The 13,759-nt window shown below is 48.8% G+C and carries 14 protein-coding genes; 6 read left to right on the forward strand and 8 right to left on the reverse strand.

The window, feature by feature from the left end; all coding sequences use genetic code 11:
• Window positions 1–21: 21 nt before the first annotated feature.
• Window positions 22–756: an N-acetylmuramoyl-L-alanine amidase gene (locus EYB48_RS16170; RefSeq protein WP_235935207.1), complete on the forward strand. Its 735-nt coding sequence runs from the start codon at window positions 22–24 to the stop codon at window positions 754–756.
• Between the two features lie 297 nt (window positions 757–1,053).
• Window positions 1,054–1,251 carry a hypothetical protein gene (locus EYB48_RS16175; RefSeq protein WP_162021407.1) on the forward strand — a complete coding sequence of 66 codons (198 nt, stop codon included), beginning with the start codon at window positions 1,054–1,056 and terminating at the stop codon, window positions 1,249–1,251.
• A 93-nt stretch (window positions 1,252–1,344) separates the two neighbouring features.
• On the opposite strand, the gene EYB48_RS16180 is transcribed toward EYB48_RS16175, so the two are convergent.
• The 5 genes from EYB48_RS16180 to EYB48_RS16200 form a co-directional block, all read right to left on the reverse strand.
• On the reverse strand, window positions 1,345–2,133 hold the full coding sequence (locus EYB48_RS16180; protein WP_162021408.1) for a substrate-binding periplasmic protein: 789 nt from the start codon (window positions 2,131–2,133) through the stop codon (window positions 1,345–1,347).
• 331 nt (window positions 2,134–2,464) lie between these two features.
• Entirely contained in the window at window positions 2,465–2,827 is a 363-nt protein-coding gene (locus EYB48_RS16185; RefSeq protein ID WP_162021409.1) for a hypothetical protein, read from the reverse strand.
• 181 nt (window positions 2,828–3,008) lie between these two features.
• Window positions 3,009–3,392, reverse strand: a complete 384-nt coding sequence (locus EYB48_RS16190) for a roadblock/LC7 domain-containing protein (RefSeq protein WP_162021410.1) — start codon at window positions 3,390–3,392, stop codon at window positions 3,009–3,011.
• Entirely contained in the window at window positions 3,382–3,930 is a 549-nt protein-coding gene (locus EYB48_RS16195; RefSeq protein ID WP_162021411.1) for a GTP-binding protein, read from the reverse strand. Before EYB48_RS16195 ends, EYB48_RS16190 begins: the two co-directional genes overlap by 11 nt.
• A gap of 11 nt (window positions 3,931–3,941) precedes the next feature.
• Window positions 3,942–4,598 carry a hypothetical protein gene (locus tag EYB48_RS16200; protein ID WP_162021412.1) on the reverse strand — a complete coding sequence of 219 codons (657 nt, stop codon included), beginning with the start codon at window positions 4,596–4,598 and terminating at the stop codon, window positions 3,942–3,944.
• 964 nt (window positions 4,599–5,562) lie between these two features.
• Between EYB48_RS16200 and EYB48_RS16205 the strand changes: the two genes are divergently transcribed.
• The 4 genes from EYB48_RS16205 (at window position 5,563) to EYB48_RS16220 (ending at window position 10,323) form a co-directional block, all read left to right on the forward strand.
• Window positions 5,563–6,870, forward strand: a complete 1,308-nt coding sequence (locus EYB48_RS16205; protein WP_162021413.1) for an HlyD family secretion protein — start codon at window positions 5,563–5,565, stop codon at window positions 6,868–6,870.
• A 209-nt stretch (window positions 6,871–7,079) separates the two neighbouring features.
• Window positions 7,080–7,424 (forward strand): hypothetical protein, encoded by a 345-nt coding sequence (locus tag EYB48_RS16210; protein ID WP_162021414.1) that lies wholly within the window; start codon window positions 7,080–7,082, stop codon window positions 7,422–7,424.
• A gap of 86 nt (window positions 7,425–7,510) precedes the next feature.
• Window positions 7,511–8,020: a hypothetical protein gene (locus EYB48_RS16215; protein WP_235935208.1), complete on the forward strand. Its 510-nt coding sequence runs from the start codon at window positions 7,511–7,513 to the stop codon at window positions 8,018–8,020.
• Window positions 8,021–8,196: 176 nt separating this feature from the next.
• Window positions 8,197–10,323 (forward strand): peptidase domain-containing ABC transporter, encoded by a 2,127-nt coding sequence (locus tag EYB48_RS16220; RefSeq protein ID WP_162021416.1) that lies wholly within the window; start codon window positions 8,197–8,199, stop codon window positions 10,321–10,323.
• A 72-nt stretch (window positions 10,324–10,395) separates the two neighbouring features.
• Here EYB48_RS16220 and EYB48_RS16225 read toward each other — a convergent pair whose 3' ends face one another.
• The 3 genes from EYB48_RS16225 to EYB48_RS16235 form a co-directional block, all read right to left on the reverse strand.
• Window positions 10,396–11,259, reverse strand: coding sequence for an HDOD domain-containing protein (locus EYB48_RS16225; RefSeq protein ID WP_162021417.1), 864 nt, complete (start codon window positions 11,257–11,259; stop codon window positions 10,396–10,398).
• A gap of 291 nt (window positions 11,260–11,550) precedes the next feature.
• Window positions 11,551–12,021 (reverse strand): CreA family protein, encoded by a 471-nt coding sequence (locus tag EYB48_RS16230; protein ID WP_162021418.1) that lies wholly within the window; start codon window positions 12,019–12,021, stop codon window positions 11,551–11,553.
• A 116-nt stretch (window positions 12,022–12,137) separates the two neighbouring features.
• Entirely contained in the window at window positions 12,138–13,601 is a 1,464-nt protein-coding gene (locus tag EYB48_RS16235; RefSeq protein WP_408058336.1) for an APC family permease, read from the reverse strand.
• Between the last annotated feature and the right edge of the window lie 158 nt (window positions 13,602–13,759).

A 13,759-nucleotide genomic window follows, 5' to 3' on the forward strand; every position in this document is an offset into this window, starting at 1 on the left:
TTAAGCGCATGTACCACCCCCATGCCCAGACAAGATATAGAGCGCAGTATCTCTGCTGTGAGCCAGGAGCCACGGGTACAATTTCTGATCCTGCATTACACCGCGATTGATGAACCGACCTCGCTACGCGTGCTGAGCCAGCAAGGGGTCAGCGCCCACTATCTGGTTGGTGACCGCAGCCCGGTCAAAGTCTGGCAATTAGTGGATGAAAGCCGCATGGCCTATCACGCGGGCCTGAGTGACTGGAAAGGTAACAGCCGCCTCAATCCCAGCTCTATCGGCATAGAGATCGTCAACTTCGGCTATAAAGACACGCCCGAAGGACGGGTCTATTATCCCTTCCCGCAAGAGCAGATAGACCGCGTGATTGCGCTGTCCAAAGACATCGTGCAGCGTTACCAGATCCGGCCAGAATATGTACTCGGCCATTCAGATATCGCTCCACAACGTAAGTCCGATCCGGGCCCGCTGTTCCCTTGGAAGCAATTTGCCGATGCCGGCCTGATCCCCTGGCCTGACGCCAACGAAGTCACGCGCCTGAGTGAGCAGTATCAGGCGCAAATGCCTGAGGTTAAATGGTTTCAGCAAAAACTCGCCAAAATCGGCTATGCCATCCCTCAGCATGGCAATCTGGACGAAGCAACCAGGAATGTACTGATCGCCTTTCAGTCCAAATACCGCCCCGGTAAATTCGATGGCTATCCGGATGCAGAAACTGCAGCCATCATCGATGCCCTGCTGCTCAAGCTCAAGTAAGACCTGTCCGCTCACCAGCCTGCGCACGGCTGGTGACGCCATCTGACCGTACTCCACACCTCGTCTTATCCGCCTGCTTATCACAGGATTTTGCCGTCTGTTCCGCACAAACGGCAGTTAGTCGCACCAGCCTTTCATGCCAGTCAGTTGCTGCTACAGTGACCGTACCAGCCACACACTTTGAAAGGAAATATCATGCAACTCACAGACAAAATGGATAGCCTGTTATTGGCCAGCATTGCAGTGATCGCTGTGCTGAATTTTGTACAGCAATTGTTAGCCTGACCGGAGCGGCTCATGTTGGGATTTCTGATCTGGCTCACCCTGTTCGTGATCTGCTGGCCACTGGCACTGCTCGCCCTGCTGTTGTATCCGGTGTGCTGGCTCATCACACTACCATTCCGCATACTCGGGATTGCGGTTGATGGAGTGTTTGAATTACTGCGCGCTATCGTCATGCTGCCAGCACGCGTCCTGGGCGGCGGCAGGCGCTAGGACCATGTGCAATGCGAATATCAGAAAGCGAGAGACTGTGTAAATTCAGCGCTTCCGAACGGCATCAGAGCGGCCTCAGTTTATTGGTTCGGCTTATAAGCCACTGACAAAGCGGGCATTCACAATTACCTCATTCAGTCTTTGAAGTAATTGCTGATGAACTGCTTTTTTGACAGCTATGTGTATGCTGCTTGTCGCAACGGGCTTTTCTAACACGCAAAAAACGGGTTCTTTCTTGTTTTCACGTTTGGGGGCATAACGCTGATTTAAGTCACGGGCCAGCACTTCCCGACTGACGGCTGTTCTCTTATAAAAAACCAAGGCGTCCATGCGCCCTTTTTCAAGTTTAACGAAACGCGCTTCAGTCGCATCTGTGTCATCTTCAATTCTGAAGGACTTATTTGCTTCCGCATCGAAAGCCTCTCCGACACTCGTCCCTCGCACTACGCCTATCGTCTTATTTTTAAGGTCTGTCAAAGTTTTAAATGAAAACTGACTGTCGCATCGGGTCACTAACCAGGCATGATCTTCAAAAAGCGGCTCCGAAAAATCTAACACTTGCAGACGCTCTTTAGTTTTACTGACACCAAATAAGAAACCATCGCCGGCGATTGCCTTGCTCAATGCACGCTTCCAAGGTAAGCGCTCTATCTTAAACCTGAGCTCAAGTCTATCTTCTAAGAATTGTATGAGTAATGCATGTTCCGCCGGAACAGGCTCAATAGACAGATTATTGTTGACGTCCGTGCTAAGGAATAGCTTTGCTATTGGATATTGAAGCATCGAATTCTGATTTAACGAAGGTGCTACTTGCGCTAAAGTTTGGCTAAACCCAACAGCGACAACAATGGCACAAATTTTGTAAGCGACATTGAAATTCATTGCAATTGATGATTAGTAAAAGAACGATGACCAGATATGTTTATCACCCAAAAACACGCTCGATTTAAGCGATTGGAATACATGAACTATTTTGAAGAAAAATGTTCAAATTCCAATCGAAATTCAAGAAACATGCACGCTGAAGTTCACTCTTATTTAAAATTTTTTACCGGCCAAATTCATAAAGAGCACTGAATTTACTCAGTGTCTTTAGGAAGGAAAAATGCATACTGGCTATAAGAAAAACCTTTAAAACTGTCTTTGTGCAGAGATACATAAGCATGTATCTCTGCATATCGTTGAACGCGATTTTTAACAGTCAGCGATTCATTTACACAGACAAGGCAGCTTCAACATCAGCTATCTTTCTGCGCGCGAGAGCAAGATTGGATTTCTGTTTATCCAGTACCACATAGAGAAACAAACCTTCGTGTTTAACCAACGGGCGAATGATGTGATAATGCTTTCCTAAGGTGATCAACATATCTTCGATCACATCATTCAAACCCAATGCGCGCATGGTTTTGAGTTTTGCTCTTACGACTTCTGTATTTCCCGCAGCTGCGATTTCGAGGTCAACGCCAGATCCTGCCTGCCCCAGCATCATGCCGCTCGTTGAATCGACCAGAGCCGAACACATAGCGCCGTCTAAGCTACTCACGATTTCTTCCACGGATTGAGAGATACTTGCCATTTCAAACTCCTATTGGTTGGCGCCACAAATAAAAGCAAATGGCATGGCGTCAAAATTACCATTTGCAAAAAAATACTACGCAAAACATCAAACATTCAATTTCAGCGATTACAGACACTAAGTTATTGCCTCAAAAATTTTCAAGCCAAGGCGGTCATGTCAGCTTGATTCAGAAAATTTCCTAAGCGATCTGCAACATCCGCGCTGCCTGTTTAGCAAAGAAAAGTATCTGGCCTACCACCGCATCACTCCCCGCAATAACACTGAGAATGAAGGTATCTGCTCCCCTCTGCACCTGCAAAATAACGAGCATTCCTGACTCCGATTCGATAATCATATTTTTACAATCACCTAAACCATTCTCTTCGCCTGCCAATGCCCCCAACGCGGAAAGAGAACTCGCCATCGCAGACATACGTGTAATTTGCGTCGCGTCCTCTACTCTCGCTGCCACTTCGAAACCGTCGCCGGTAGAAATCACAACCGCCTTAACACTGCGTACTTCCGCCAGTACTAAATCGATTGCAGCCTGTGCGTCGCTTAGTAGACTTTCTTTATTCTGCATACGAAGAAACCTCCTGATTTACTTCTAACTGAAGCATCAACAATTCCAATAATTCAACCACCTGCAAGGTATCCCGAATATCTGCTGCGATGACCGGGCAAACGACTCCACACGACTCCAGATGTTCAATAAAACAATCGATACCAGGTTCTGGATGCGTCTCTGTCCGCGTAATGGCGACCACACAGGCAGTCTCTTTGATCAAGCGTTCAAAGCCCTTTACGTACATCGTTAAGTCAGCCAGAGGATCGGCCGAACTGTTATCGATCAGGATGATTAAACCCAAGGCGCCGCGCGCGAGAATCTCCCACATAAAGTCAAAACGAACTTGCCCCGGTGTCCCGTAAAGCCTGAGCTTATCGCCGTTATCCAAGGTCAACTCGCCATAATCCAAGCCTACTGTCGTCGTACTTTTATTCACAGTAGCGTCAGTATTTCTGACTTCAGTCGTTAAAGTCCTTATTTCACTGACTCTGCTGATCGCCGTTGTCTTTCCTGCGCCTGTCGTGCCGCTAAATAATATTTTGTGCTCTGTCATTCCCCTTCACCTCACTTTGCAAATCGGGATAGATTGCTGCGTATCAAAGAAATCAAACCGGACCGTGAAATTCCCTTATCTTGCTCAATGCGCTTACTTTGTGGATCAGGGGACTTTTCATCTTCAGCAGCCACCTCTTCTAACAAATCATTGCTCAACAATTCCTCAACAAATAATCTGCATTTTTCCAATGCTAATCCTGTGTGCGTCTGTAGCTTGCTCACCGACAGAACACGTTTGGTCAACAGCGTAGCGAAGCGAATACGGTCAGATGTATTGAGCAAGCCAGCCGGCGGCCAACGCTTTAAGCGATAGGATTGTTCCGGGTTAATGGCTGATGTTTTTTGTTGGTCTTGCCTGAGATTGATTAAATTTCCTATCCGATTAAGTGCAGCTTCAATTTCTGCAGAATTTAAAGGTAAGCGTAAAAACTTTTCACCGGTTTCAGTGGCAGAAAAACAGAGCTCGTGAACGAATTCACCCTGGATTTCCTCTGATGGAATTTGAGCGTATGGGCTGCCATAAATAATCAATTGTGCATCGCTGTCCTGATACTGCCACTTATGTTCAAGTCTGAAATCCAGGACACGGACATAGGAAGCAAACAGTGCAGCATCACGCGGATTGACGCCGATCAATCGAAAATTAAACACCTTTTTGACAGACATTACGGCTCCAATTTTTGACGTGCAATTCATCTACATTTATTGGTTTTGAACTCATGATTTATCACCAATACCCGTATTTTTCCGATAAAAAAATAGCGCTAACGCTCTAAGAAAACACTCGCTTTAGTCAACTTAAAATCCAAAAATTTCGCCTTTTTAGAAACTACCCGACGAACCATTATCAAGGAAACATTGTTTCCAATTAATTAAAAATAAAACGGTTTTTCTTCATTAAGAAAACCAAAATAACTTGCCTTGAATCAATAATATAAAAGCGTGATTGAGTTAGATATTGCCCTTTAGTGCAAAACAGAAACGAATCATCGCGAATTTGTTAAACAATGAAAAAACATATTTTCCTATCATGCAAAATCAATTTTCTTCGATATCACTGCGAGCTCGTCAAGCTTTGTCAAAACACAAAATAGCGAAGTCACAGCAGCAAATTTGCTGACTATCTGAAAGTCAAAAAAGGAAATAGAGAGAATTGAACAGGAACAGGCGACACAACGAAGAGGCTGCGATGTAATTCAGCGATCATTACAGTTTTACAGGCTACATCGCATGTTCAAAAGTACGCCGCGACTGGAGTTTGATTTCCTGCGCTGATGGCGACACTGCGTAAAATGGGCTAAGCGCCAGGCTTTGCGCGCGCCACACAGCAATTGCATTCTGCATCGGCGATGAATCACGAATGGCTATGCATTCAGGGGAAACGAGCGGTAGCTCTATCCCAAGTGAGATTTTTATAATGACTGGAAATGTTAGTGCCAAATTACATTTAGATTCATCGTATCTCCATGACCGAATTATAAAAAATATTTCTGTTCAAAAAAAATTGATAAAAATTAATTCAATGTCATTTCAAAACAACAAATTAAATAAATTTAAAAAACTTAGTTTCCATATAAATTTTGACATGATAAATTAAAAACACTGAGTCAAATTGATAAGGTGAATAGCGATGTCGCAGTCCGTTACCCCCAGCAGTCCCCTGTTCCGCCATGAAGTCACTGCCGCACAAAGTCAGCAATGGATGGGGGCGATTCGGCTGGCACAACCTGTGTCTTCCTGGCTGATCGCCCTGGTCGCAGCTTGCCTCAGCATCGCTTTAATCGCCTACATCACCCTTGGCAGTATCACTAAAAAAGCCCGCGTCACGGGTCTGACTTTGCCCGTCTCTGGCAGCCTCAGTGTGATCGCGCCTGGCACTGGCGTCTTGCGGCAATTACTGGTCAAGGAAGGACAGCTGGTACAAGCCGGACAAGCCCTGTTTGAACTCAATACCGAACGCATGGGCGATCAGGGTGAAATCACTGCCTTAATCGCACAGCAGTTAGCGGCGCGCCAGCATAGTCTGGAAACCGAACAAAGACAGCGCAGTAGCCAGACCCGTGACAAAAAATCCGCATTGCAATCCCGCCTCAGCAATCTGCAGACAGAACAACAGCAATTGAATCAGGAAATCACACTGGCACAGCGCCGCCAGCAACTGGCGCAAGAAAGTCTGCGTAAATTTGAACAATTAGAAAAAAGCGGCTACGTCTCCACCGCCCAGACACAGCAAAAGCAGGAAGAATTACTCGACCTGTCGAGTCGCTTATCCACGCTGCAGCGCAATCAGCTCCAGCTCGCCGCCAATCAACTCGCCTTACGCGCTGAGCTCACCGACCTCGATAACCAGCTCGCCAATGACCAGGCCCAGCTGCAGCGCAGTCTGGCCAGCTTAAAACAAGAGAGCGCAGAAAACAGCAATCGTAAATCCACCCTGATCACCGCCCCGCAGGACGGCATCGTCAGTGTGCTCGGCTATGCTGCCGGACAAACCGTCACCGCCGGTCAAAATGTGCTGACCCTGTTACCGAAGCAAAGCGAACTCGAAGTCCAGCTCTACGCCCCCAGCCGCACCGCTGGTTTTGTGCGTGCCGGGCAAACCGTACTGATCCGCTACCAGGCCTTTCCTTACCAAAAATTCGGCTTACAACAAGGCACGGTCACCGACGTCAGCAGCACCCCAATCGCACCGAATGAATTACCCGCCCACCTCGCCAGCACCATACTCAGCAACGCCCAACAAAGCCTGCAAGGCTTTAACAGCAATGAAGCCCTGTACCGCATCAAAGTCAGACTCGCGCAACAGAACATAGAAGCCTATGGCCAAAGCCAGCCACTCAAACCCGGCATGACACTGGAAGCGGACATCTTGCAAGACAGCCGGAAAATCTGGGAATGGGTATTAGAGCCAGTGCTGGCGGTGACGAAACGCAGTTGAGGTGGTGTGAAGGCTGCAAGACGAAAAGCAGGATAGTGCAGGAAAGAACAGGCAGCGTAAAGAATTCGATCACCGGACAGAACGGCTAAGGCCACTCTGTCCGGGTCGAAAAAACCGTTCAAGGTGTCAGATACCGGGAACGGAGGCAGCAAAGCTAACCCGTATAGGATGGGTTAGTTCAACTTAACCATGTATAGGATTAACACAAAATGCGTTTAATTACAAATGATGAGTTAGAAGCGGTTTCAGGTGGTTTGATGTCTGTTAAAAGTCGTGGTGGCTTTAAAGGAACAAAGCCGTCAAAACCAGCGGGATCAAAGGAGCAGAGTCTTGGCTCAAAAGTAGTAGATGAATCTATATCAGAAGTCGTAAAAAAAGGCGTAGGTGACGCATATGACAAGGCGAAGGAGGCAGTGGATAGCGCCTATGAAAAGATCAAAGGATGGATGAGTTCTGATGATCCTACTGAAACCTTTGGCAATGATACCTATGCTGATATGGGATATGACGCATATGACTATGATGCTTTTTATGATCGAACAGAGATGGCATAAATGATTTAATTCACTGGCTGATTCTTTATATCAGCCAGTGAATTTGTTAGTGCATTGATTTTGAGGTCAGACATTTTATGAAACTTATGTTTGCTAATTTTTCCGATTGGCTTTTATCAGAAAAAAATGGGAGTTGGTGGCAGTACGCCCTGTTGCGTTCGACGATAGGTTTTTTACTGACAATTTGTGTGGCTTTTTTAATTGAGTTGTATGTTGAGGGGTTAGATTGCTTAGATAACATAGAATTTCTTACAATTAATTTTGATGAATTAATTAAAAATATGGAAAAAATAATTGTTATTGATGTACTTTTTATTCCCGCATATGAAACGCTTATTTTTATTGGTATCTGCCGGGTATTAAATTTTTTCATACAGGAAAAAGTGTTTACCTGTCTTGCTGCAGGATTAGTTGCAGGGTTGATTCATTTTTACGTTAAAGATTACTACGCTATGGTGACTTGCATTAGTTTTACGATTAGCGCTGGTGCATATTTTGTATGGCAGAAAAGAAAACAAGCATACTTAGTTTGTTTCACCATGCATGCGTTACATAATTTATTTGCTCTTTCGCTGGATGAATTTGTATTTATTTAAGCCTGAATTGTAATAAATTTCCTCAAGAAATTTACGTTTGAAGTTTGGGCAAATTTTCCACCGATCCAATGGTCATTACTGGCAAAATTTTTTAATATTTTGTATATGTGCAATGGCGCGACACTCAAATCAAAGCCACTGCAGCTATAAATAGAATAACTAGGTAATCCAATTTAATGAAACCCCTCCTCCAAACCGAATCCAGCGAATGCGGCCTAGCCTGTCTCGCCATGATCGCCTCGCACTACGGCTATCACACTGATCTGCCGGAGTTGCGGCGTAAGTTTGCGATCAGTCTGAAAGGTGCGACGCTCGCGCAGTTAATGCGGCATGCGTCGGCTTTGCATTTGTCGACCCGGCCTTTGCGCTTGGAACTGGATGAGTTATCTGAGTTGCAGTTGCCCTGCATTTTGCATTGGAATCTGAATCACTTCGTCGTCTTAAAAAAGGTGACTAAAAACTGGCAGGGTAAAGTCAGCCTGACGCTACTGGATCCGGCGGTCGGTGAGCGCCGCGTCTCGCTGGAAGAGGCCTCGGCGCATTTTACCGGCGTCGCTTTGGAGTTATTACCCAGCGCGGCCTTTGTCGCCAAAGATGAGCGCAAGCGCATTGCGATCCGTGACTTAACCGGACACATTCTGGGGCTGCGTCCTGCGATTGCCAAGGTAATGTTGCTTGCGCTGGCACTAGAGATTTTTGCGATTTGCTCGCCCTTGTTTAATCAGTTTGTGATCGATGAAGTGATCGTGAGCGGGGACAAGGAATTACTCACGGTGCTGGTGTTTGGTTTTGCCTTGCTGATGGTCACGCAGACCGCGATTAGCCTGGCGCGCAGCTGGTTTCTGATGCGCTGGAGTATGGACATCAGCTTTCAATGGAGTGCGCGCGTGTTTGCGCATCTGACCCATTTACCGGTTTCTTTTTTTGAAAAGCGCCATCTGGGCGATGTGGTGTCGCGCTTTGGCAGCATAGGTGCAATCCAGAGCACGCTGACCAGCCTGTTTGTAGAAAGCGCGCTCGATGGGCTGATGGCCTTGCTCGCGCTGGGCATGATGCTGGTCTACAGCCTCAAACTGTCGGCCCTGGTGTTGGTGACGGTCTTAATTTATGCGTTGTTACGCTGGGCTTTTTACCAGCCTTTCCGAGAAGCCTCGCAAGAACGTCTGATCCTGTCATCCAAAGAGAACAGCCACTTCCTGGAAACCCTGCGTGCGGTGACGCCTTTAAAATTATTTGGCCGTGAAGAAGAACGCCGTGCACGCTGGCTGAATCTCAAAATGGATGTACAGAACCGCGACATCAAGACCCAGAAAATGTCTATTCTGTTCAAGGTCGCCAACACCACGCTGTTCGGTATGCAGGGGCTGGCCTTGTTTTACATCGGTGCCGGACAAGTCATGCAGAATGCGCTCACGGTCGGTATGCTGATGGCTTTTTCCAGTTATGCCGGGACCTTCTCAGGCCGCTTCTTCAGCCTGATCGATTTGTTTGTGAACCTCAAAATGCTGAGCCTGCATAGCGAACGGCTGGCCGATATCGTGCTGGAAGAAGCCGAAACCGATCAGGCCTTAGAAACCGATCTGTCCCGTATCCAGCCCGCCATCACGCTCAACAACATCAAATTCCGTTATGCCGATGGCGAACCCTGGGTACTCAATGGCATCCACCTCAGCATCCCGGCTGGACAAAGTATCGCCTTAGTCGGCCCCAGTGGCTGCGGCAAAACCACGCTGTGCAAAATCATCCTGGGCCTGTTAAAACCAACCGAAGGTGAAATTCTGATCGATGGCATCCCGGTCAGACAACTGGGCCTGAAAGCCTACCGCCAGCTGGTCGGCACCGTGATGCAGGATGATGTCTTGCTGGCGGGCTCCATCATGGACAACATCAGCTTCTTTGATGCCCACACCGACCGTGACCGGGTTGAACGCTGCGCGCGTCAGGCTGCGATTCATGAAGACATCAGCGCCATGCCCATGGGCTACCAAACCCTGGTCGGCGACATGGGCAGCAGCCTGTCCGGCGGCCAGAAACAACGCGTGTTACTGGCACGCGCCTTATACAAACAACCGAAAATTCTGGCCCTGGACGAAGCCACCAGCCACCTCGATGTCGAGAATGAACACAAAGTCAACCAGGCACTGGCCAGCCTCAACTTAACCCGCATCATGGTCGCGCACCGACCCGAAACCATCAACGCCGCCCAACGCGTAGTGGCCTTGCGTGAGGGGCAGGTGGTGGAAGTCAGGGGTTGTGTGGAAGTCGCAGCAGATGCTGAGGCTGAGGTGGTGCGGGTGGCTTGAACGCACCACCCGCTGTCTGAGCCGGGTGGAGTTGATAGGCTGAATCCAGATCTGGCTCAGACCAAACGGAACTCAATGCACGTGATTGAAAATCTCGTGTAATTCTTCGAAATGGTCTTCCAGTTCGTCATGCGACAAACCGAGGAATTCGCAGGCCAGGCGGCCGCCCTTGTCCCATTCGGCCAGGTTTTCACGGCCATGGTATTTGTGGATACTGAATTCTGCGACCAGGCATAAGGCGATCAGGCTGCGCACGCTGTCGTCGGTGGCGGCATCGGTCAGTGCCTGATAATCATGGTGCAGCAGGATCGCTGACGATACCTGCTCAGGCAAACCCCAGGTTCTGGCCATCAGTGCACCGATAGAGGTGTGGCTGGTACTGTGCTTTTCCTGCTCAACTTCGGTGAACTTCACATCGGCCGCTTCATTCGCGATGTCCAGTGTGTTCTGATAGTCAGGAAAACGTTCCAGCAGCAGCGGAATACCGATGTCGCAAAATAAACCAAAGGTATGCGCCAGATCGGGCTGGCTGACCCGCATACGGCTGGCCAGATGCGCCATTGCCTGTGCGCGTTTGGATGAAAAATCCCAGAACTTGGTGAGATTCACATTCTCTACCTGTACGCTTTGTCGCGCGATGATCCCGGTCATCAACAAACCACACTGACGCAAACCGAGTAACTGTACCGCATGCTCGACCGAGGTCGCCTTCAGGCGCAGGCCAAAAAAAGAAGAATTGGTCAGTTTCAGCAGTGAAGCTGACAAGGCCACATCATTCGCGATAGTCGCCGCTAAGCGGCGCGTGCTGGGCTCAGTATTGGCTAATTCATGCTGAACATCTGCCAGCATACTGGGCCGGGGCGGTATCCGTATGGTTTTGACCAGCGCGTCTACCGACTGCTCGTTCGCTACGGATAATTGTGTTGTTGAAGTCATGGTCGGGCGAGATGGGATCAAACCGGGCGTCGCTGTCCCGTCTTTGGGCGGTCAGGCGCAAGCTAAAACGCATTCTAAACCAAACATTACTATCGGGAAATGGAAATAACAGAAAAACCCTGCTGGCAGCCAGACTTAAGCAGAAACAGGCAGCAAGTGCCAGTTTGCCCGCTGTCTGCCTGCTTTCCGCGCATTCTGTGCACTATCCGTGAGCGACCGGCAGCAGGAAGATAAGACAAAGGGACACCACCCAAAGCGGGCGGTGCAGGTACTGACAAATTTATTTAAGATTTATTTAAGCGGAATCACGATATTGCGCTCAACCGGCACCGCCGTCACACTGTTTTTGGGTGAACCGTCGATCAGTTTGTCGGAATAAGTCAGGTAGACCAGCGCATTACGCTTTTGGTCGACCATACGCACGATTCTTAACTTTTTAAACAGAATAGACAGGCTTTGATTGAAGACTTCGTCCTGTTGCTTGAGCGGACCGGGGAAGCTGATAGGACCAACCTGACGGCAGGCAATCGAGGCTTCAGCCTTATCTTCCGCGAATCCCAGGCCACCTGAAATGCCACCGGTCTTGGCACGCGACACATAGCAAGTCACGCCATTCACCTTAGGATCATCATAGGCTTCTACCACCACCTTGTGATCAGGGCCGATCAGCTTAAAGGCAGTATCAACGCTACCCACGGTTTCTGCGTGTGCCAGCATGGTCTGACCAGCGAGTGCTGCCATGACTATCCATTGAGCTTTCATATTTATCGTCCTGATGAGATTAAGGCTGGGTAACAAGAAAAATTCGAATAAAAATTCGAAAAATTTAAAAAAAGGGAGGAAAGCCTGCTTTCCTCCCTCTCATATTGCGTAGTCGCTTATTTATTCAAGCGGGAATGCTGGCGACTGTATAAAAAATAAATACTCAGCGCAACCAGCATCCAGATAAAGAACACTTTAAAGGTGGCCGGTGACAAGTCCTTGAGAATGTACAGGCAGGCGAAAATACTCATACCCGGTATCAGATAAGGACCAAATGGCACGCGGAAACCGGCATTGTCCTGCCCTATCTTTTTGGCGCGTATCACAGGAATCGCGGCCGACACCACGATAAAGGCGACCAGGGTCCCCATACTCACCATATCCCACAGGAAGGTCGCATCGACTAAACCAGCCACGATACCGACCACCAGACAGACCAGCACCGTGTTGACGACCGGTGCACGGGTGACCGGATTCACCACCTGAAACGAGGCTGGAATCAGACCATCTTTAGAGATCGCAAACAAAATACGGCTTTGGCCATAGATAGTCACCAGCGTCACGCTGAACACAGAAATCACCGCACCGGCCGATAAAATCAAGGCAGGCCAGCTCTTGCCAGTCACATTTTGCAGGATCACAGCCAGACCCGCTTCCTGCCCTTCAAACATATGTGCAGGTTGCGCACCGACGGCAGCCACTGCCACCAGCATGTAAAACACGGTCACCACCAGCAGCGCCAGCATGATACCCAGCGGGACATTGCGCTTAGGATCTTTAACTTCTGCACCGGCGGTGGCCACGGTATCGAGACCAATAAACGAGAAAAACACGGTACCGGCCGCCGCAGTCACGCCAGCCATACCGGCCAGACCTTTGCTGTTATCGGTATTAAAAAACGGCGTGAAATGCTCAGCCTGAAAACCGGAAAATGCGATCACGGAAAAAAACACCAGGATCACCAGTTTAATCATGACCATCACTGCGTTGACAGTTGCAGACTCTTTGGCGCCACGCAATAACAGGAAACAGCATATCGCCACTAAAATCACAGGTGGCAGGTTGAACTGGCCCATGTGGATTTCTGCTCCCTGCGGACCAGCCACGATCATGGGCGAACGCAAGGCCGCCGGAATATGCCAGCCCATTGCATTTTCCAGGAAATTATTCAGATAAGCCGACCAGCCTATCGCGGTCGCGCTGGCCGCCAGACCGTATTCCAGCAACAAACAAGCCGCCACCACGAAGGCGGCAAATTCACCGACCGTGGCATAAGCAAACGAATACGAAGAACCGGAAGCCGGAATCCTGGCCGACAATTCGGAATAGCATAAAGCGGTCAGCCCTGCCGTCAGCGCCGCGATCAGGAAAGACAGGATCACCGACGGCCCGGCCTTAGGTACAGCTTCCACCATGGTGAAGAAAATCCCGGTACCGATGGTCGCACCCACGCCTATCATGGTGAGTGCAAACAAACCCAGCGAGCGATGTAAAGTATGTTGCGACTGGCCTTCCACAATAATTTCTGGCGCGTCCACCGGACGGGTGCGCATTAACTGCTGAAAAAAGTTTCTCAAAATAATTCCTTGTGCAGAAAGCCTAACGAGTGCAGCCAGCCTGCGTTCAAGGACGGGATGGCGCACCGGAATATGTCATGCGTATGACGGTAAAAGCGCAATCATAGCCGCAAATCTCCCGGCGATGATGTGTCGGGTAGCCGATATCGCCATACAAAATG

The sequence above is a fragment of the Cognatundibacterium crateris genome, assembly GCF_010078235.1.
In the GTDB taxonomy this organism is placed as follows: Bacteria; Pseudomonadota; Gammaproteobacteria; order Burkholderiales; family Burkholderiaceae_D; genus Undibacterium; species Undibacterium crateris.

Excerpts from the sequence above, each read along its gene's own strand:
- EYB48_RS16190 (WP_162021410.1), bottom strand. The coding sequence starts at position 3,392 with ATGCAGAATAAAGAAAGTCTACTAAGCGACGCACAGGCTGCAATCGAT.
- EYB48_RS16170 (WP_235935207.1), top strand. The coding sequence starts at position 22 with ATGCCCAGACAAGATATAGAGCGCAGTATCTCTGCTGTGAGCCAGGAG.
- EYB48_RS16200 (WP_162021412.1), bottom strand. The coding sequence starts at position 4,598 with ATGTCTGTCAAAAAGGTGTTTAATTTTCGATTGATCGGCGTCAATCCG.
- EYB48_RS16185 (WP_162021409.1), bottom strand. The coding sequence starts at position 2,827 with ATGGCAAGTATCTCTCAATCCGTGGAAGAAATCGTGAGTAGCTTAGAC.
- EYB48_RS16210 (WP_162021414.1), top strand. The coding sequence starts at position 7,080 with ATGCGTTTAATTACAAATGATGAGTTAGAAGCGGTTTCAGGTGGTTTG.
- EYB48_RS16230 (WP_162021418.1), bottom strand. The coding sequence starts at position 12,021 with ATGAAAGCTCAATGGATAGTCATGGCAGCACTCGCTGGTCAGACCATG.
- EYB48_RS16205 (WP_162021413.1), top strand. The coding sequence starts at position 5,563 with ATGTCGCAGTCCGTTACCCCCAGCAGTCCCCTGTTCCGCCATGAAGTC.
- EYB48_RS16220 (WP_162021416.1), top strand. The coding sequence starts at position 8,197 with ATGAAACCCCTCCTCCAAACCGAATCCAGCGAATGCGGCCTAGCCTGT.
- EYB48_RS16215 (WP_235935208.1), top strand. The coding sequence starts at position 7,511 with ATGTTTGCTAATTTTTCCGATTGGCTTTTATCAGAAAAAAATGGGAGT.
- EYB48_RS16195 (WP_162021411.1), bottom strand. The coding sequence starts at position 3,930 with ATGACAGAGCACAAAATATTATTTAGCGGCACGACAGGCGCAGGAAAG.
- EYB48_RS16180 (WP_162021408.1), bottom strand. The coding sequence starts at position 2,133 with ATGAATTTCAATGTCGCTTACAAAATTTGTGCCATTGTTGTCGCTGTT.
- EYB48_RS16175 (WP_162021407.1), top strand. The coding sequence starts at position 1,054 with ATGTTGGGATTTCTGATCTGGCTCACCCTGTTCGTGATCTGCTGGCCA.
- EYB48_RS16225 (WP_162021417.1), bottom strand. The coding sequence starts at position 11,259 with ATGACTTCAACAACACAATTATCCGTAGCGAACGAGCAGTCGGTAGAC.